The organism is Pseudomonas sp. EpS/L25 (genome assembly GCF_001512295.1).
Classification (GTDB): domain Bacteria; phylum Pseudomonadota; class Gammaproteobacteria; order Pseudomonadales; family Pseudomonadaceae; genus Chryseomonas.
In genome coordinates this window covers 60,019-77,864 of record NZ_LNUP01000016.1, presented here as the reverse complement: position 1 = coordinate 77,864, position 17,846 = coordinate 60,019, and the positions used below count along the sequence as shown (strand labels likewise).

Annotated in this window: 15 protein-coding genes, 1 pseudogene and 1 riboswitch; of the genes and pseudogenes, 6 read left to right on the top strand and 10 right to left on the bottom strand. The window is 66.3% G+C overall.

Annotated features, from left to right (window positions below):
- Window positions 1–11: 11 nt before the first annotated feature.
- The 4 genes from AR540_RS20875 to AR540_RS20860 form a co-directional block, all read right to left on the bottom strand.
- Entirely contained in the window at window positions 12–1,304 is a 1,293-nt protein-coding gene (locus AR540_RS20875) for an MFS family transporter (protein WP_059231746.1), read from the bottom strand.
- Window positions 1,305–1,534: 230 nt separating this feature from the next.
- The gene (gene pcaF, locus AR540_RS20870) at window positions 1,535–2,749 is read right to left on the bottom strand and encodes a 3-oxoadipyl-CoA thiolase (RefSeq protein WP_059231744.1); all 1,215 of its coding nucleotides are present in this window, start codon (window positions 2,747–2,749) and stop codon (window positions 1,535–1,537) included.
- The gene (locus tag AR540_RS20865; protein ID WP_059232045.1) at window positions 2,746–3,531 is read right to left on the bottom strand and encodes a CoA-transferase subunit beta; all 786 of its coding nucleotides are present in this window, start codon (window positions 3,529–3,531) and stop codon (window positions 2,746–2,748) included. The genes pcaF and AR540_RS20865 overlap by 4 nt, the downstream gene beginning before the upstream one ends.
- 3 nt (window positions 3,532–3,534) lie before the next feature.
- A complete protein-coding gene (locus tag AR540_RS20860; RefSeq protein ID WP_059231743.1) occupies window positions 3,535–4,383 on the bottom strand; it encodes a CoA transferase subunit A in 849 nt (282 codons plus the stop codon).
- A 207-nt stretch (window positions 4,384–4,590) separates the two neighbouring features.
- Here AR540_RS20860 and AR540_RS20855 point away from each other — a divergent pair, with 207 nt between their 5' ends.
- Entirely contained in the window at window positions 4,591–4,812 is a 222-nt protein-coding gene (locus AR540_RS20855; RefSeq protein ID WP_059231741.1) for a VF530 family DNA-binding protein, read from the top strand.
- Window positions 4,813–4,825: 13 nt separating this feature from the next.
- Here AR540_RS20855 and AR540_RS20850 read toward each other — a convergent pair whose 3' ends face one another.
- Window positions 4,826–5,764, bottom strand: coding sequence for a class I SAM-dependent methyltransferase (locus tag AR540_RS20850; protein ID WP_059231739.1), 939 nt, complete (start codon window positions 5,762–5,764; stop codon window positions 4,826–4,828).
- Window positions 5,765–6,158: 394 nt separating this feature from the next.
- Here AR540_RS20850 and AR540_RS26695 point away from each other — a divergent pair.
- Window positions 6,159–7,046, top strand: a pseudogene (locus AR540_RS26695) (DUF3800 domain-containing protein).
- Window positions 7,047–7,266: 220 nt separating this feature from the next.
- On the opposite strand, the gene AR540_RS20840 reads toward AR540_RS26695, so the two are convergent.
- Window positions 7,267–8,646 (bottom strand): MFS transporter, encoded by a 1,380-nt coding sequence (locus tag AR540_RS20840; RefSeq protein WP_236712108.1) that lies wholly within the window; start codon window positions 8,644–8,646, stop codon window positions 7,267–7,269.
- 458 nt (window positions 8,647–9,104) lie between these two features.
- On the opposite strand from AR540_RS20840, the gene AR540_RS20835 reads away from it, so the two are divergent.
- Window positions 9,105–12,056, top strand: coding sequence for an autotransporter outer membrane beta-barrel domain-containing protein (locus tag AR540_RS20835; RefSeq protein ID WP_082707077.1), 2,952 nt, complete (start codon window positions 9,105–9,107; stop codon window positions 12,054–12,056).
- Window positions 12,057–12,083: 27 nt separating this feature from the next.
- Here the strand turns inward: AR540_RS20835 and AR540_RS20830 are convergent, their stop codons facing one another.
- The gene (locus AR540_RS20830) at window positions 12,084–12,938 is read right to left on the bottom strand and encodes an IclR family transcriptional regulator domain-containing protein (RefSeq protein ID WP_059231738.1); all 855 of its coding nucleotides are present in this window, start codon (window positions 12,936–12,938) and stop codon (window positions 12,084–12,086) included.
- 203 nt (window positions 12,939–13,141) lie between these two features.
- Between AR540_RS20830 and AR540_RS20825 the strand changes: the two genes are divergently transcribed.
- Genes AR540_RS20825 through AR540_RS20815 form a run of 3 tightly spaced genes read left to right on the top strand, consistent with a single transcriptional unit; the run spans window position 13,142 to window position 14,889 of the window.
- Entirely contained in the window at window positions 13,142–13,510 is a 369-nt protein-coding gene (locus AR540_RS20825; protein WP_059232039.1) for a hypothetical protein, read from the top strand.
- Window positions 13,507–14,034 (top strand): RES family NAD+ phosphorylase, encoded by a 528-nt coding sequence (locus AR540_RS20820; RefSeq protein WP_059231736.1) that lies wholly within the window; start codon window positions 13,507–13,509, stop codon window positions 14,032–14,034. Before AR540_RS20825 ends, AR540_RS20820 begins: the two co-directional genes overlap by 4 nt.
- A 3-nt stretch (window positions 14,035–14,037) precedes the next feature.
- Window positions 14,038–14,889: an OST-HTH/LOTUS domain-containing protein gene (locus tag AR540_RS20815; protein WP_236712107.1), complete on the top strand. Its 852-nt coding sequence runs from the start codon at window positions 14,038–14,040 to the stop codon at window positions 14,887–14,889.
- Here AR540_RS20815 and AR540_RS20810 read toward each other — a convergent pair.
- From AR540_RS20810 to AR540_RS20800, 3 genes are read right to left on the bottom strand one after another with little or no spacing between them, the layout of a single operon-like run.
- Complete coding sequence (locus AR540_RS20810) at window positions 14,859–15,638, bottom strand: ABC transporter ATP-binding protein (RefSeq protein WP_059231733.1); 780 nt, start codon at window positions 15,636–15,638, stop codon at window positions 14,859–14,861. The two genes, AR540_RS20815 and AR540_RS20810, sit on opposite strands and share 31 nt — an antisense overlap.
- Window positions 15,635–16,669, bottom strand: coding sequence for a FecCD family ABC transporter permease (locus AR540_RS20805; RefSeq protein ID WP_059231731.1), 1,035 nt, complete (start codon window positions 16,667–16,669; stop codon window positions 15,635–15,637). Before AR540_RS20805 ends, AR540_RS20810 begins: the two co-directional genes overlap by 4 nt.
- Entirely contained in the window at window positions 16,666–17,682 is a 1,017-nt protein-coding gene (locus tag AR540_RS20800; RefSeq protein ID WP_059231729.1) for an ABC transporter substrate-binding protein, read from the bottom strand. The genes AR540_RS20805 and AR540_RS20800 overlap by 4 nt, the downstream gene beginning before the upstream one ends.
- A gap of 41 nt (window positions 17,683–17,723) precedes the next feature.
- A riboswitch (cobalamin riboswitch) is annotated at window positions 17,724–17,798 on the bottom strand.
- Between the last annotated feature and the right edge of the window lie 48 nt (window positions 17,799–17,846).

The window sequence follows — 17,846 nt, the reverse complement described above, 5'->3', positions numbered from 1 at the left end:
GGGACTCCTTTTTAGTGGTCGTGGTGCAGGTAGGCTGCCTGCCGCGGCAGCCGCAGGCTGACCAGGAAGGCCACCGCCAGCATCACCGAGACGTAGATGTAGAACACCTCTTCGTGCCCCTGGGTCTTGAAGCTCAGGGCGACGAATTCCGCCGAACCGCCAAAGACCGCATTGGCCACCGCATAGGACAGGCCCACGCCCAGGGCGCGCACCTGCGGCGGGAACATCTCCGCCTTCACCAGGCCACTGATGGAGGTGTAGAGGCTGATGATGGCCATGGCCAGGCAGATCAGCAGGAAGGCCACGAAGGGACTCTGGACACTGGCCAGCGCCGTGAGGATCGGCCAGGTGCAGACCGCGCCCAGGCCGCCGAACAGCAGCATGGAGGCACGGCGGCCGATGCGATCGGAGAGCATGCCGAACAGCGGCTGCATCAGCATGAACACCAGCAGGGCGCAGGTCATCACGGCACTGGCGGTCTTGGCGTCCATGCCACTGGTGTTGACCAGGTACTTCTGCATGTAGGTGGTGAAGGTATAGAAGATCAGCGAGCCGCCGGCGGTGTAGCCGAGCACGGTGAAGAAGGCCGCCTTGTGATGCTTGAACAGGCCGCTCAGGGTACCGGCTTCCTTGTTGGCGCGGCTCTCGGCGGTGGTGGTCTCTTCCAGCGAGCGGCGCAGGAACAGCGAGATCACCGCGGCGACGGCGCCGACCAGGAAGGGAATCCGCCAGCCCCAGGCGCGCAGCTCTGCGTCGCTGAGCACCTGTTGCAGGATCACCACCACCAGCACTGCCAGCAACTGACCGCCGATCAGGGTGACGTACTGGAAGGAGGCGAAGAAGCCGCGCTGGCCGCGCAGCGCCACCTCGCTCATGTAGGTGGCGGTGGTGCCGTATTCACCGCCTACCGAGATGCCCTGCAACAGTCGCGCGAGCAGCAGCAGGGCCGGCGCCGCGACGCCGATGCTGGCATAGGTGGGCAGGCAGGCGATGGCCAGGGAGCCGGCGCCCATCATCAGGATGGAGATGACCATGGAGGTGCGCCGCCCGTACTTGTCGGCGACGCGCCCGAAGATCCAGCCGCCGAGGGGCCGCATCAGGAAGCCCGCGGCGAAGACACCGGCGGTGCTGAGCAGCTGCACGGTGGGATCGCTCTTCGGGAAGAAGGCGGCGGCGAAGTAGATGGAGCAGAAGGCGTAGACGTAGAAGTCGAACCATTCCACCAGGTTGCCGGACGAGGCGCCGACGATGGCGAAGATGCGCTTCTTGCGCTCCTCGAAGCTGTAATGCGGGCGAGTGCTCATGGAGATCCTTAGTTATAGGTATGGATGGACGGGAGACAGCCTACCGCCATCGGACCAGGAGAGACACACGCGGTTACAGAGAGATGTGGGCATGGGGTGGTTGGAAATTTCGGTGATTGCTCAAGCAAGGACTCTACGATCGACTCTGGTCATCGCGGCCATGGGCCGCTCCTACAAAGGCATCAGGCCCTGTAGGAGCGGCCCATGGCCGCGATAGCCAATGCAAAAACCTAGATCGACTCCACCCGCTCCACCGCCAGCGCCAGCCCCTGGCCGACGCCCACGCACATGGTGGCGAGCCCCAGGCGGCCCCCGGTCTTCTCCAGGTGGTGCACCGCGGTGAGCACCAGGCGGTTGCCGCTCATGCCCAGGGGATGACCCAGGGCGATGGCGCCGCCGTTGGGATTGACCTTGGGACTGTCGTCGGCCACGCCCAGCTCGCGTAGCACCGCCAGGCCCTGGGCAGCGAAGGCTTCGTTGAGTTCGATGACGTCGAAGGCCTCGATGGACAGGTCCAGCTGTTTGAGCAGCTTGCGCACCGCCGGGGTCGGACCGACGCCCATGATGCGCGGCGCTACCCCGCCGCTGGCCATGCCCAGCACCTTGGCGCGCGGGGTCAGGCCGTGCTGCTTCACGGCTTCCGCCGAAGCCAGGATGATGGCCGAGGCGCCGTCGTTGAGGCCCGAGGCGTTGCCGGCGGTCACGGTCTTATCCGGGCCGTTGACCGGCTTGAGCTTGGCCAGGCCCTCGGCGGTGGTGTCCGGACGCGGATGCTCGTCCTGCGCCACCACCACGTCGCCCTTCTTGCCCTTGATGGTCACCGGGACGATTTCCTCGGCGTAGTAGCCGGATTCCTGGGCCGCGGCGGCGCGTTGCTGGCTGCGCAGGCCGAAGGCGTCCTGGTCGGCGCGGCTGACGCCATAGTCGGCGGCGACGTTGTCGCCGGTGACCGGCATGCTGTCGACGCCATAGGCTTCCTTCAGCGCTGGATTGACGAAGCGCCAGCCCAGGGTGGTGTCTTCCAGCTTCTGGCCGCGCCCGAAGGCGCTGTCGGCCTTGCCCATCACATAGGGCGCGCGGGTCATGGACTCCACCCCGGCGGCGATCACCAGCTCCATCTCGCCCAGGGCGATGGCGCGGTAGGCCTGGCCCACCGCCTCCATGCCCGAGGCGCAGAGGCGATTGAGGGTCACGCCCGGCACCGTTTCCGGCAATCCCGACAGCAGCACCGCCATGCGCGCCACGTTGCGATTGTCTTCACCGGCCTGGTTGGCGCAGCCCATGAACACCTCGTCCACGGCGGACCAGTCCACCTGGGGATTACGCTCCTGCAGCGCCTTGAGCGGGATGGCCGCCAGGTCGTCGGCGCGCACGGCGGACAGCCCGCCATTGAGCCGACCGATGGGGGTGCGGACGGCATCGCAGATATAGACGGCGCGACTCATTCCTCACCTCCCTTCTGGCCGCCATGGGCCGCCGTGGTCCGCGCCTGCAGATCGCGTAGGGCCTCGAGCTCGGTGGCAGTCGGCGCCGCGGTAGTGGCGACCTGGTCGGCGAAGCGGATGGCCCAGCCGGTGGCGGCCACCACCTGCTCGCGGGTCACCCCGGGATGCAGGGCGGTCACCACGAATTCGTTCGTGCCGGCTTCCGGCTCCATGATGCACAGGTCGGTGATGATGGCGGTCGGGCCCTTGCCCGGCAGGCCCAGTTGCTGGCGGTGATCGCCGCCCTCGCCGAAGCCCACCGAGGTGATGAAGGCCAGCTTGTCGACGAAGCTGCGGTGCGACTGCTTGAGGATGATCAGCACCTCCTTGGCCGAGCCGGCGATCTCCGGCGCGCCGCCGGCGCCCGGCAGGCGCACCTTGGGCTGGTGGTAGTCGCCGATCACCGTGGTGTTGATGTTGCCGAAGCGGTCGACCTGGGCCGCGCCCAAAAAGCCGACGTCGATGCGTCCGCCCTGCAGCCAGTAGCGGAAGATCTCGCCGGTGGGCACCACGGTGTCGGCGGTCTCGGCCAGTTCGCCGTCGCCGATGGACAGTGGCAGCACCGTCGGCTTGGCGCCGATGGGGCCGGATTCGTAGATCAGCACCACGTCCGGCGCATGGGTCAGGCGCGCCAGGTTCGCGGCGGTGGACGGCAGGCCGATGCCGACGAAGCAGACGCTGCCATTGCCGAGGCGGCGGGCGGCGGCCACGGTCATCATTTCATTGGTGGTGAAGTCGCTCATCATTCAGGCCTCCGCAGCCAGCTTCGCCTGGAAGGCGGCGAAGTCCGCGGTACCGCGGATGTAGGTGTCGATCCACTGGGTGAAGGTCTCGCGGTCGCGGGCGATCGGGTCCCAGGCCTGGTAGAAACGGTTGTCCCGCTCGTAGTAGCCGTGGGCATAGGACGGATGCGCCCCGCCCGGCACCACGCAGACCGCGGCCAGCGCCCAGGTCGGCAGCACGCAGGCGTTCATCGGTGCCTGGAGGTCGTCGACGATCTCTTCCACGGTGACGATGCAGCGCTGGGCGGCCAGGGCCGCCTCCTTCTGCACGCCAAGGATGCCCTGGATCAGCACGTTGCCCTGGCGGTCGGCCTTCTGCGCGTGGATGACGGTGACGTCCGGGCGCACGCTGGGCACCGCGGCGAGCTGCTCGCCGGTGAAGGGGCAGGCGATGAACTTGATGTCCGGGTTGACCTTGACCAGGTCCGAGCCCTGGTAGCCGCGCAGCACGGCGAACGGCAGGTTGGAGGCGCCGGCGACATAGGCATTGGCCAGGGCCGCGTGGCTGTGCTCGGAGATGTCGAGCTTATGCGGCCAGCCCTTCTCCACCGCATCGCGCAGGCGGTGCAGGGAGCCGACGCCGGGATTGCCACCCCAGGAGAAGATCAGCCGCTTGGCGCAGCCGGCGCCGATCAGCAGGTCGTAGACCAGGTCGGGCGTCATGCGCACCAGGGTCAGGTCGCGCCGGTTCTGGCGGATCAACTCGTGGGCGGCGGCGGTCGGGATGAGATGGGTGAAGCCTTCGAGGGCGACGGTCTCGCCATCGTGGACGAAGCGCTGGATGGCTTCGCTCAGGGACAGGATCTGGGCCATGGATTGTCGACTCGCGTCTTTGTTATCGGCGCCGCCCGGTGCGGCGGTCTGGGATCAGACTACAAAGCCCCATCGGCACAAACAATCCGATAATCGACTAACAGTTCGATTATCGAACAAGATTGCTCAGCAGACTATCGACCCGGCCGGTACGCGGTCAGCCGGCGCACCGGCTACACTGCCCTGCCCTAGCCAGGAGCCCGACCGATGTCCGACAAATCCCGCCCCGCCCTCGAAGGCATCACCCTCGAAGCCCTGCTCACCCGTCTGGTGGAGCATCACGGCTGGGAAGAACTCGGTCGCCGCATCCCGCTGCGCTGCTTCACCCATGAGCCCAGCCTCAAATCCAGCCTGACCTTCCTGCGCCGCACGCCCTGGGCACGGGAAAAGGTCGAGCAGCTCTATCGGCGCTTGCCGAAGCGCGACTGACGTTCGGGCCAGCTCAGCCTTGCCGGAACACCAGCACCTTGAGCCCGCCTTCGGGGTCTTCGTCGGCGAATTCCGGCGGGTTGGTCAGGCGCTCGACGAAGGCCAGTCCGGGCGCTTCCTGGGCCATGCCGGCGATGAGGAAGTCCGCCCCCACGCCAGGGTCGTTGACACAGCCCAGCACCCGGCCACCGGGGGTTAGCAGTTCCGGCAGTCGGCGCAGGATGCGCGCGTAGTCCTTGGTCAGGGCGAAGCTGCCCTGCTGGAAGCTGGGCGGATCGACGATCACCAGGTCGTAGGGCCCTAGCTTGCGCACCTTGCCCCAGGACTTGAACAGCTCGTGGCCGAGAAAGGCGACCTTGCCGAGGTCGTGGCCATTGAGCCGGTGATTCTCGCGGCCGCGGGTCAGGGCCCCGCGGGCCATGTCCAGATTGACCACCTGGGCCGCGCCACCGGCCAGGGCGGCCACCGAGAAGCCGCAGGTGTAGGCGAAGAGATTGAGGATTCGCAGGCCGGCGGCCTGTTCGCGTACCCAGCGGCGGCCCAGGCGCATGTCGAGGAACAGCCCCATGTTCTGGTGCCGGGTGAGGTCCAGGCCGAACTTCAGGCCGTCCTCATGGATGACATGCTCGCCCACCGGCGCGCCGATCAGCGCCTCGCTGGCGGCGTCCAGGCGATAGCGGTGCTGCAAGAGCAGGCTGCGCGCACCACTGGCGCTCCAGGCCGGCGCATCCGCCAGCGACCTCAGGGTATCGCGCAGGGCCTCCAGCTCGTCTGCCGGCAATTCGCGAAACAGGCAGACCCGCACCACCCCTTCCAGCCAGTCGACGGTGAGCTGCTCCAGCCCTGGCCGCAGGCGGCCGCGGCCATGGATCAGCCGGCGCGCCTCCGGTGGCGGATTGGCCAAGGCGGCGGTCAGGAGGTCGGTGAGGATGGCGAGGGTGGAGGTGTTCATGCTCGGATCGATACTGGGAAAAGGCGTGAATGCTACGCCGAAACCGGTCGCCTGGGGATGAACCGTGACAATGCCTGATCACGCGGCAAACGAGAGCCACCCAAACTCTGCTGGAGCACCGCAGCGCTTTGTCAGGATTGGGTCTTTCACCCATCCTTTACCACCACGAAGGTACCTGGTGCCTCATGAACTAACGCGCATCAACCTCGACTAGCCCACCGATCGATCGAGCGACCTGTACCCAAGTTTAATCGTCGACATGAAATTATGGCGCGTCGCTCAAGGTCTTCAATACGACATCACTTCATAGTTTCGAAAGAATCGTGCGACTGTGGCGCCATGCCCTGTCACGGCGGTATCTTTTCCATCCCGTCTACCTCATGCAGTCAAACCCATGACGATGGATACGCGCACCGCGCCTACGCAGGATCAAACAGGACTGCACATTCACCAACTACCGCTTTTCCCAGCCACCGAAGAGCCACCTGCCATGGCTGCAGAGCCTGTTCGAGCAGAAAAACTGTTCAGCAGATATGTCGTCTATGTAGATGAAAGCGGAGACCATGGACTGGAGCGGATCGACCCGAACTATCCGGTTTTCACGCTGGCCTTTTGCATCTTCAACAAGAACCACTATGCCCAGCGCGTGGTGCCGTCAATCGAGGCCTTCAAGTTCAAACATTTCGGCCATGATCTCGTGGTCTTGCATGAAACCGACATCCGCAAGTAAAAGAGCGGCTTTCGCTTCGACAGTCGTCAGCACAAAGAACACTTCCTGGATGAACTGACGGACATCATCGAAACCAGCAACTTCATCCTCATCGCTTGCGTTATCGACAAGCATCGCCTACGCGAGCGGAGCGACAATCCTTACCACTTGGCGCTGGGCTTTTGTTTAGAGACGCTATACGAATTTCTCGAAGAAAAGCAGGAGCAGTCATTAACGACGCATGTCGTGGTGGAATGCCGGGGCAGACGAGAGGACGCGGAACTCGAGCTTGAATTCAGACGCCTGTGTGCGGGAGACAACAGGTTCAGCCGAATACTACCCTTCGAGATCATCTTCGCCGACAAGAAGACCAATTCTTCCGGCCTGCAATTAGCAGATCTGGTAGCTCGGCCCATAGGACTATCGGTCGTCAAACCCGAGCAACCGAACCGGGCTTTCGACCTGCTGAAGCGGAAATTCTTCTGTAGTGGTGGCCGTATGCAGGTGGGCATAGGCTTCGAGGGCTGGGGCTTGAAAATTCATCCGCCTTTAGAAAGCGAAAGGCCCCGGTGATCGCACCGAGGCCATGACGCCGACCGGGAACCCCCAGTCCATTTATCGAGAGATTGTAGATTTGATACGCAAAGATGCGCAAGCGTATAAGGTTTCAGCGCTACGAGCGGACTTCGCGTCACATCCTCGTTGAGTACGGAATCAAGGGAAACGATCTGCCGCGACTCTTACAGACTGCTGAACAGGCAGCCTGCTTGCACTTCGCCCGCCACGGCTCCTGTCAGGTCGCATCGGCGTGACTGACCACCCCCTTGATCAGCACGGCCAGGGCGGCGATACCCGCCGGCAAGAGCAGTGCGGTGAGTACCTGGGTGAAGGTCCAGCCCAGGCCCAGCAGGGTCGCGCCCATCCAGGCCCCGGTGATGGCGCCGAAGCGGCCGATACCGAGCATCCAGGACACCCCGGTGGCGCGGCCATGAGTCGGGTAGTAGCGCGCCGCCAGCGAGGGCATGGCGGACTGGGCGCCGTTGATGCACATGCCGGCCACCAGCACCAGGGTGGCGACCAGGGCGACCTGTCCCAGGCTCTGGCCGACACAGTAAGCGAAGATGCCGGCCAGGGCATAGAACAGGCCGATCACCTTGTGCGGATTGAACCTGTCCATGGCCCAGCCGACGAACACCGCGCTGAGCACCCCACCGAACTGGAACAGCGCGCCGATCAGAGCGGCCTGCTCCAGGCTGGCGCCAGCGTCGCGCATCAACGTCGGCAGCCAACTGGTGAGCAGGTAGACGATAACCAGGCCCATGAAATAGGTCAGCCACAGCAGCAGGGTGCCGGCGCTGAAGGTGCGGTTGAAGATCACCGCGAAGACATTGCCGGCCTTGACCGTCTTCTGCTCGGGCACCACGAAGTGGCGCGCCTCGGCGGCCTCACGGCCAATGGGCACCAGCACCCGACGGATGCGCTCGGCGCTCTTGCCGTGCACCACCAGGTAGCGCGCCGACTCCGGCAACCAGAGCAGCAGCACCACGGCCAGGGCCAGGGGCAGCACGCCGCCCAGCACCAGCAGGCTGTGCCAGCCATGGGCCGGGATCATCCAGGCCGAGACGAAGCCGCCACCGGCCATGCCCAGGTTGAAGCCGCAGAACATGCTGGTCACCAGCAGCGACTTGAGTCGTTCGGGGGTGTATTCCGAGAGCAGCGTGGTGGCGTTGGGCATGGCGGCGCCCAGGCCCAGGCCGGTGAGGAATCTCAGGATCACCAACTGGTCGAGGTTGGCGCTGAAGGCCGACAGCAGGCTGAAGCCACCGAAGATGAAGGTGGCGACCACCAGTACGCCCTTGCGCCCGAAGCGATCCGCCAGCGGACCGGAGAACAGGGCGCCGAAGACCATGCCGCCGAGGGCGGCGCTCATCACCGGCCCGAGGCTGGCGCGTGGAATGCCCCACTCCACCGACAGCGCCGGGGCGATGAAGCCCATGGCGGCGGTATCCAGGCCGTCGAGGAAGACGATCAAAAAGCACAGGGCGACGATGCGCCACTGGTAGCTGGAGAGTGCCTGGCGATTGATGAATTGCTGGACGTCCAGGGTACCGGTCACGGCCGGCGCGGGACTGCCGGCCAGGGGTAAGGTGGCGGATTCGAAGGTTTGGGTCATGGCGAGGCGCTCGTTGTTGTTATGGCGTCAGACGACGCTCGCCAGACCTTAAGCTCCTCACCAATCCGCTGACAATTCGATTATCGGCTAGCTAATCGATAATCGACCACTTTTACCTGACCGGTCAGTCTCGAGGGATTCAGCAGGCTTCCCGGCGATTGCGGCAGCGATTGGCCGCCAGGCGCTCCCAGCACCTCCGTTAGAGACCGAGCGCCACTTCGCTCGTCGCGACCCGGGCACGCCCAGCTGGCAGTCCGATGGCGAACGCTCAAGACAGCGCACAACCAGACAGAAGCCCGTGGCTACTAGTACAGAAGCACTGGCTGTACACCCGTACTATTCGTCGCTGCAGAGCGGCTCCAGATACTTCCCGCGCTGGCTACCGGCCGGTCAGGAAAGGTCGAGGTGGTGACAGCGGTCGCCACCACCGTGGCACCCATGGAGTCTCTGGAGTCGTTATGAAGCCCCTATTCAAACAATCCCCGCTCGCCTTCGCCATCTCCCTGGCGCTACTGCCACCGGCCCACGCGGCCGACACCGTCATCAGCACCGGTCAGCAGACCTGGAGCAGTGATCAAACGGTCAATGGCGAGGTAGTGGTCAGGCCGGGCAACGGCGACACCGCCAGTCTCACCATCAACAACGGCGCGACCGTGACCAGCGAGGGCGGCGAGGTCAGCAGCCCATCCAGCAACTCCGCCGCCAACGTCGGCCAGGGCAGCATCCTGGTGGACGGCGCCGGCACCAGCTGGATCGTGCCCCGCACCAACGCCGTGCTGGGCAACACGATCCTGATCGGCAGTAGCGGGCGGGGCATTCTCACCATCAGCAATGGTGCCAAGGTATCGGTGCGAGATCTGCAATTGAGCAGCAACGGCAACACCGGCAACGCGCTGTCGCGCGCGGAGCTGGTGGTGAACGGGCAGAACTCCCTGCTCGACACCGTCAATGTCGACGCCGGCTGGTCCGGCTTGCTGTACGACTCGCGCATCACGGTCAGCAACGGTGGCCACATCAACAGCCAACAGGTCGCCATCGACTCGGTCACCCAGCTCTCGGGCAACGGCAGCCGCTGGGACAACAGCGGAGCCTTCACCAGCAAGAACGACCTCAGCCTGAGCGACGGCGCGGTGCTGACCAGCAACACCCTGGCGCTGGGCTCGGCGCACAACGATCGCAACACCCTGGTGAACGTCTCCGGCCAGGGCACGCGTCTGGCGGTGGCCCAGGACTTCACCCTCGGCACCACCAGCTCCAGCACCGTGCTGACGCTGTCCAACGGCGCCCAGCTGAGCGCCGGCAACGGCCTGACCATCGGCACCCTGACCGGCGTCAACACTGCCGCGAGCGGCGTCCTCAGCATCGGTGGCGGCGTGACGGTGGACGATGGCAGTAGCGACTACGACTCCGTCACCGCCGGTACCGCCCAGGCCGCCGGGCAACTGGACCCCCAGACCGCCGTCCGCTTCGGTCCCGGTCGCGGCGCCCTGGCCTTCAACCACACCGACAGCGGCCTGCAGTTCGGCAACAGCGTGGGCGGCCAGGGGCGGATCTACTCCTTCGCCGGGGACACCACGATGAGCGGCGATCTCTCAGGTTTCTCTGGCTCCGTCGTGGTACGCGGCGGCCGCCTGGTGCTCGCCGGGAACGTCGACCAGGTCAACCTGGGCGGCGCTTCCAGCTTCTCCCAGAGCTATTCGCGGCTGAACGTCGGCAACGGCACCCTGGTGGTCAACGGCACCGTCGGTCGCACGCAATTCGGCACCTACACCAACAGCGCCCAGGTGCTGAACGGTGGCGTGCTGGCGGGTAACGGCCAGGTGGGCAGCACCACGGTCGCCTCCGGCGGTACCCTCTCGCCCGGCGAAGGCGCCATCGGCACCCTGGCCATCCAGGGCAACCTGGACATGGCCGCCGGCTCGCGCTATGCCGCGGACATCGCCGGCAACGGCACGGGCGACCGCATCAACGTCAGCGGCACCGCCACCCTGCGCGGCACCCAGGTCGCGGTGACCGCGCTGGACCCGGCGCAGAGCTACCAGAACGGCCAGAGCTACACCCTGCTGCGCGCCCAGGGCGGTCTGGTCGACGGCGCCGCCCAGGGCACCGTCTATGCCCAGGCGGTGAGCAACTCGGCCTTCCTCGACGTGGCGCTGCAAAAGACCGACACCGACCTGAATCTGACCATCGCGCAGAAGAACACCAATCCCGGTAATCCGGGTAACCCCGGCAACCCAGGTAATCCCGGCAATCCTGGCAATCCGGGTAACCCGACGAACCCGGGCATCTTCCAGACCGTGATGGAAACCCCCAACCAGTGGAACACCGCGGGCGCCCTCGGCGAGCTGGCGCAAAGCGGCGAACCCCTGCGCCTGTACAACAATCTGCTGATCCTGGACGCCGCCAGCGCCCGTGAGGCGGCCGACCAGTTGTCCGGCGACTACCAGGCCAGTACCTCGACCGCCTTGATCGCCAACAGCCAGGTGGTCTCCGGCGTCCTCGGCAATCGTCTACGCAGCCTACTGGACCGGGGTTCGCTGCGCATGCCGGCCATGGCGCTCAACTTCCAGCCCGGCACCGCACCGGCGGAAAACGGGGCCTGGGTGCAGCCCTTCGGCAACTGGACCCGCCTGGGCGGTCAGAACGGCGCCAGCGGCCTGCGGCAAGACACCGGTGGCGTGCTGATCGGCGCCGACGGCAGCTTCACCGAGGATTGGCGCGGCGGCATCTACGGCGGCTACAGCCGCTCGAACTTCGACGCCGACGATCGTGACGCCAGCGGCCACAGCGACAACTATCACCTCGGCCTCTACACCGGCGGCCAGATCGACGCCCTGCGCCTGAGCGCTGACCTGGGCTACACCTGGCATCGCCTGGAGAGCGAGCGCGACGTCGGCTTCGCCAGCTACAGCGATCGCCTGACCGGCAAGCGCAACGCCGAGTCCCTGCAGGCCGGGGGTGAAGCCGCCTATCGCATCCCCTTCGGCCAGGTGGTGCTGGAGCCCTTCGCCGGGCTCTCCTACGTGCGCTTCGATGCCGCGGACCTGCACGAGAAAGGCGGCCCGGCCGCGCTGGACATCTCCAGCGACACCCAGGACACCTTCTTCTCGACGCTGGGATTGCGCGCCACGGCCAACACCCGGGTCGCCAACCACGAGACCCAGCTGTACGGCTCGCTGGGCTGGCGCCGCGCCTACGGTGATCTGGACCCGCGCAACGTGCAGTCCTTCGCCGGAGGTCCGAGCTTCGAGGTGCAGGGCGTGCCCCAGGCGCGCGACACCGCCGTGACCGAGGTCGGCGCGACCCTGCGGGTGAACCGGCTGACCGACGTCGGGCTGTCCTACCAGGGCCAATTCGGCTCGGACACCCGCTTCCACTCGGTGAATGCCGGGCTGACGGTGCGTTTCTAAGCTAGGCGCGCCCCGTCGAGTACCCGGCTAGTGGAACAGCCGGGTACTCAGTTCTTCACTGGCCGCCAGCAGCACCGGCAGGAATCTCGTCTCCAGCTCCTGGCGACTGACCCGGCTGGCGTGGGTGCCGACGTTGAGCGCCGCCAGCACCTGGCCGGCGGCATCTCTCAAGGGGACTGCCAGGGATCGCAGCCCCACCTCCAACTCCTGATCGACCACCACATAGCCCTGCTGCCGCACCTGGCCCAGGCACTCGATGAGCGCCGGCGGCTGGTAGAGGGTGCGACTGGTCTTGGCCTGCAGGTCGGCGTGCTCCAGATAGTCGTGCAGCGCGGCATCGTCCAGGGCGGCGAGCAGGATGCGGCCCATGGAAGTGCAATAGGCCGGCAGCCGGCTGCCGACGCTGAGGTCCACCGAGATCAGTCGCTGCGGCGTCGCCGAGCGAGCGATGTAGAGGATCTCGTCGCCCTCCAGGGTGGCCATGGAGCAGGCTTCGTGCAGCTGTTCGCTCAAGCGATCGAGCACCGGCTGGGCGGTGACTGCCAGCGGCGTCGACGACAGATAGGCATGCCCCAGGGTCAGCACCTTGGGCAGCAGCGAATAGGTACGACCGTCGGTGGTGACGTAGCCCAGCTTCATCAAGGTGTGCAGGCAGCGGCGCACCGCCGCGCGGGGGATCTCGGTGCGATGGCTGATCTGGGCGATGGTCAGCTGGCGCTTGCGCTCCTGGAAGGCATGGATGACCGCCAGCCCACGGGCCAGGGAGGTCATGAAATTCGGATCGCCGGTGAAGGCTTCGATGCGCTTGGCCGGCGAGGCGATGATCGGCGGTGCGGCCAGGGGCGGCAGGCCGGTGGCATGAGCGGTGCGGTTATCGTCCATCGGACCGGTCCTCGGCAGGCTTTTGATCGATTATCGAGCGAATGGGCGGTAATCGCAACAAACAATGCTTAAATGAACGTGATTGCCGGCAAAGCGTAACAAGGCACTTCCTCGAGAAATATGCGTAAAAAGTGCGTTTTAGTTGTTATAAAAGTGCGCTAATGTGTAATGCCTAATGCGTAATGGAAATCTGGGAGGCCACCATGTCTGCAGCCCTCTCCACCGTGCTCGAAATGGCACGTGAGCCGGGCACTTCGCGGTTCTCCGCCAGCGGAGTCGCCAAGCTGCTGGATTTGCAGCAGCAGGATCTGGCGGATTTGGCCCGCGTGCATCGCAACACCTTGCGTACCCATCCTGAGTCGCCCAAGCTGCAAACGGCACTGCGTGACCTGATGCGCGTCATCTCGGCGGCCACGGTCATTCAACCCGACCCGCAGCGCGCCGTGTTCCTGGTCAAGAACGAACCTATCCCGGCGTTCCGCCATCGGACGCTGTTGCAATTGGTACAGGATGGCCGCACCGAAGACGCCATCGGTTATCTGGAGTCCGTCAGCGCGGGCTTCGTGGGATGATCCTGGCCGAGCTGCCGCCGGCAACACCGCTATTCCGCGCCCACACACCATGCTGGGCCAGCCAGCCGCTGAGTGGCGCTGGCGCCGCCTTGCGTGGTGGCCGCTTCAATCGCGAGGGCATCGCGGCACTCTACCTTTCGCTCGATGAACTGACGGCGCTCCGTGAGTACCAACAGACCTCAGCCTTTCTCCCTCCCGCGACCCTCTGCACCTACAGCGCCAGTCTGAGCGCTCTCGTCGATCTACGGCTGCTGCGACAGGGCCCTGACTGGGATGATCTGTGGCACGACTGGCGCGAAGACTGGCGCCACCTGCGCTTCGAACAGCACATAGAGCCACCGACCTGGGTGCTGGCCGATCTGGTCAGAGCCCAGGGGCACTGCGGCATCCTGTTTCCCAGCCTGGTGCATCCGGGTGGGACGAATGTCGTGCTCTATCCGGATCTGTTTGGCGAGGGCCAGTCGCTGCGGGTTGTGGACCCTGATGGCCGCCTGCCGCGCGACCAGTCCAGCTGGAGCCCCTGACCCTTGGCGCACGATGCCGAGTTGCCGGAACAGCAGCGTGAAGTTCAGCGCCTACTCGGCCGCTGTATGTTGCGATTGCAGCAATACGAGCGACTGCTAAAGGCGATGGTGGTAAACCAGCAACTGGCCGGACCAGTGCCTGAACTCGAATCCATCCGCGCTAACCGGGTAGCAAGCGTTGCCAGCCAGACCCTTGGCCAACTGATGAATCAGTTACTGGGCAATTACCTGGTGACCGAGGGTACAGTCTGCCCAGCGCCTGAGCTGGCGTCGGAAAGCGCTTTCTCGATGAGCATGAGTGTTCAGCTGAGCCTCTCGGCCACGGAACATCAAAGGCTCCGGGAGGACCTGAAGGCGCTGGTGCAGTTGAGAAACACCCTGGTGCATCACTTTCTGGAACGGCACGACCTCTGGAGCCTGACCGGTTGCCAGCAGGCCTGCGCAGCCCTTACCGAGGCCGATGCCTTGGTCGACCGTCATCTGGAACAGCTCAAGGGCTGGGCCAAAGGCATGGATGAAGCCAGAAGCAAGCTGGCTGACTTCGTCAATAGCGAAGCAGCCCACGACCTGATCGTGGATGGCCTTGCGCCCAATGGCCAAGTGGTTTGGCCATACGCCGGCTGTGTGCAGGCGCTACGCACTGCCGCGCAAGTGCTGGCCGTAGAGGGCTGGACATCGGTAGCGGCAGCGGGACAGTGGATCGTCCAGCATCACCCCGAGCAGATGCCCAGGCGCTACGGCTGTAGCAGCTGGCACCAAGTCATTCACGAATCACGCCTGTTCGAAACGAAGCGCCGGGAGGTCGATGGCCGATTTGAACGGTGCTATCGACCCACACCGGACGCGAGCACGTAGCGGACTATCGGACGCGCGGAGTCTTCGTCCAGTGTCACCTGCGCCCGCACCCCCCAGACCTGCTGGATCAGCTCTGCCGTCAGCACCTCGCCCGGGGTACCTTCGGCGACCAGGCGGCCATCCTGGAGCACCACCAGGCGGTCGCAGAACAGCGCGGCCAGGTTGAGGTCGTGGATGGCCAGCACGCAGGTCGCCGGCAGGCGGCGGACCATATCGAGGATCTCCAACTGGTGCTGGATATCGAGGTGGTTGGTGGGTTCGTCCAGCAGGAGCTCGCTGGGCTCCTGGGCCAGGGCGCGGGCGATCTGGGCGCGCTGGCGTTCGCCGCCGGAGAGGCTGTGCCAGCGGCGGCCGGCCTTGTCGACCAGGCCGACCTGGGCCAGGGCGCGCTGGCAGACCTCGGCGTCGCGGGAGCTCCAGGCATCGAGCAGGCCACGATGGGGCGTGCGCCCCAGGCGCACCACCTCGGCCACAGAAAGATCGGCCTCGGTACCGGCCTGTTGCTCCACCAGGGCGACGCGGCGCGCCAGGTCGCGGCGGCGCAAGTCAGGCAGCGGCGTCTCGTCGAGACTGACCGAGCCCTCCTCCGGCCGCCGCAGTCCGGCCAACAGCCGCAACAGGCTGGACTTGCCCGAGCCGTTGGGGCCAAGTAGACCGAGCACCCCGCCGGGTGGCACCTGCAGGGTTACCCCGCGCAGGATCGGCTGACCGCCCGCGCTCCAGGCCACGTCCCGCGCGGCCAGGCTCATCGGACTTCCCGTGCGCGATAGAGGATGAAGGCGAAAGCCGGCGCGCCCACCAGGGCGGTGACCACGCCGATGGGCAGGGTCTGCTTGGCCACCAGGGTACGGGCGACGATGTCGGCCAGCACCATGAACAGGGCGCCGATCAGCGCGCAGGTGGGCAGCAGCCGGCCATGTCCCGGACCGACCAGGAAACGCGCCACATGGGGGATCACCAGGCCGACGAAGCCCACCGCGCCCACCAGGCTGACCAGGCAGGCGGTAATCAGGCCGGTGACCGCCAGCAGCAGCAGGCGCAGCGGCCCCACCGCCACGCCGAGGCTGGCGGCGGCGTCTTCGCCAAAGGCGAAGGCATCCAGCGCCCGGGCGCAGGCCAGGCACACCAGCAGACCGCCCAGGACCACGGCGCCGGCCAGCCAGACATCCGGCCAGCGTACCCCGGCAAGGCTGCCGAGCAGCCAGAACATCACGCTGCGCGCCTGCTCGGCATTGGCCGCGGTGGCGACGATATAGGCGGTCAGGGCATTGAACAGCTGGGAGGCGGCCACCCCGGCGAGGATGATACGGGTGCTGCCGCCGCTGCCCAGGAAGGGCAGCACCACGGCGAAGGCCAGCACCGCGCCGAGAAAGGCCCCCAGGGAGACCCCGAGCACCCCGCCGCCGACGCCCAGCAGCATCACCAGCACCGCGCCGGTGGAGGCGCCAGCCGACAGGCCCAGCACATAGGGTTCGGCCAGGGCGTTGCGCAGCAGCGCCTGGAGGATGGCGCCGGAGACCGCCAGGCCGGCGCCGCAGCAGGCGGCCACCAGGGCGCGGCTGAGGCGGTACTCCCAGACGATGCCCTGGACGATGCGCTCCACCGGATAGGGCCCCAGGCCGAGACCGTTGGCGATGGCCTGCAGGCTGGTCAGGGGCGCGATGGGCATCTCGCCGAAGGAGGCCGCCAGCACCACGCTCGCCGCCAACGCCAGCACCGCGGCCAGGCCCAGCAGCCAACGCCAGGGCCGGGCGCCTTCGGCCGCCAGGGGCAGACTCATGGTTGCGGCTTGGCCAGGTCGGCGGCCAGGGCTTCGACGCCGTCCACCACCCGCAGCGAGGGATTGAGGGTCGGGGCGTCCACCACCAGCAGGTGATTCTCGCGCACCGCGCGCAATTCGCGGGTCAGGGGGTCACTGCGCAGGAAGGCCAGCTTCTTGTCGACGTCATCGGCAGGATAGAGACGGCGGTCCATGCGCGCCACCACGATGTAGTCCGGGTCCAGGGCGGCAATACGCTCCCAGCTCACCGCCGGCCATTCCTCGGCGCTGTCGACCACATTGCGCAAACCCAGGGCACGGGCGATCCAGGCCGGCGCACCGAGGTTGCCGGCGACCCAGGGATCGCCCTCCAGACGCGGACTGGAGAACCAGAACAACACCGAACGCCCCTGTACCCCGGCGGCCTTGGCCTGCCCGCCGGCGGCGGCGATGCGGCGGTCCAGTTCGGCGACCAGGCGCTCGCCGGCCGGCTGCACATCGAGGATGGCGGCCAGCTCGTGCGCCTCGCGGGTCACTAGATTCATGTCGAAGGGGGCGCTACGGCTGCCGTCACTGTTGGAGTCGGCGGTGACCGCCTTGCCTTCGCAATCGCTGGGCGCCACGTAGGCGGCGATGCCCAGCTTGGCGAAGCGCGAAAAGTCCGCCACCTCGCCGCCCGGACCGACGTGATAGGTGTACTGGGCTGCCACCAGGTCCGGCCGGGTGCCGACCACCGCCTCGAAGCTGGGGGCGTTGTCGGCCAGCCGCGGAATGCCCTTGCCCGCCGCCTGCAGATCCTTCGGCAGGGCGCCGAACCAGACCCCGGTACCCACCAGGCGCGGGCCCACGCCCAGGCGCAGCAGCAACTCGGTACTGGCCTGGCCGAGGCTGACCAGGCGCTGGGGCGCGCGCTCGAAGACCAGGTCGCGGCCGCAGTTGTGCACGGTCAGCGGATAGGTGGTGGCGGCCTGGGTGGCGAGGGGGGAAACGGCCAGCAGGCCGGCGGCGAGCAGCGGCAGAAGACGGCGAAACATGGACTCTCCTTGGGATGACGCGTCCCTGGTGGTTGATGGATGTCCCCTGGCGAGGTCTGGCTTGCTTCTCGCGAAGCTCACAGTGGCGCGACCGCGCCGGAGTTGCACCGGCTTCCCGCCAGGGAATCTAAGAACCTGTCCACGATCTGCTGCGCGTCGGCCAA

Coding starts and splice junctions, on each gene's coding strand:
- AR540_RS20875 (WP_059231746.1), bottom strand. CDS start 1,304: ATGAGCACTCGCCCGCATTACAGCTTCGAGGAGCGCAAGAAGCGCATC.
- pcaF (WP_059231744.1), bottom strand. CDS start 2,749: ATGAGTCGCGCCGTCTATATCTGCGATGCCGTCCGCACCCCCATCGGT.
- AR540_RS20865 (WP_059232045.1), bottom strand. CDS start 3,531: ATGAGCGACTTCACCACCAATGAAATGATGACCGTGGCCGCCGCCCGC.
- AR540_RS20860 (WP_059231743.1), bottom strand. CDS start 4,383: ATGGCCCAGATCCTGTCCCTGAGCGAAGCCATCCAGCGCTTCGTCCAC.
- AR540_RS20855 (WP_059231741.1), top strand. CDS start 4,591: ATGTCCGACAAATCCCGCCCCGCCCTCGAAGGCATCACCCTCGAAGCC.
- AR540_RS20850 (WP_059231739.1), bottom strand. CDS start 5,764: ATGAACACCTCCACCCTCGCCATCCTCACCGACCTCCTGACCGCCGCC.
- AR540_RS20840 (WP_236712108.1), bottom strand. CDS start 8,646: ATGACCCAAACCTTCGAATCCGCCACCTTACCCCTGGCCGGCAGTCCC.
- AR540_RS20835 (WP_082707077.1), top strand. CDS start 9,105: ATGAAGCCCCTATTCAAACAATCCCCGCTCGCCTTCGCCATCTCCCTG.
- AR540_RS20830 (WP_059231738.1), bottom strand. CDS start 12,938: ATGGACGATAACCGCACCGCTCATGCCACCGGCCTGCCGCCCCTGGCC.
- AR540_RS20825 (WP_059232039.1), top strand. CDS start 13,142: ATGTCTGCAGCCCTCTCCACCGTGCTCGAAATGGCACGTGAGCCGGGC.
- AR540_RS20820 (WP_059231736.1), top strand. CDS start 13,507: ATGATCCTGGCCGAGCTGCCGCCGGCAACACCGCTATTCCGCGCCCAC.
- AR540_RS20810 (WP_059231733.1), bottom strand. CDS start 15,638: ATGAGCCTGGCCGCGCGGGACGTGGCCTGGAGCGCGGGCGGTCAGCCG.
- AR540_RS20805 (WP_059231731.1), bottom strand. CDS start 16,669: ATGAGTCTGCCCCTGGCGGCCGAAGGCGCCCGGCCCTGGCGTTGGCTG.
- AR540_RS20800 (WP_059231729.1), bottom strand. CDS start 17,682: ATGTTTCGCCGTCTTCTGCCGCTGCTCGCCGCCGGCCTGCTGGCCGTT.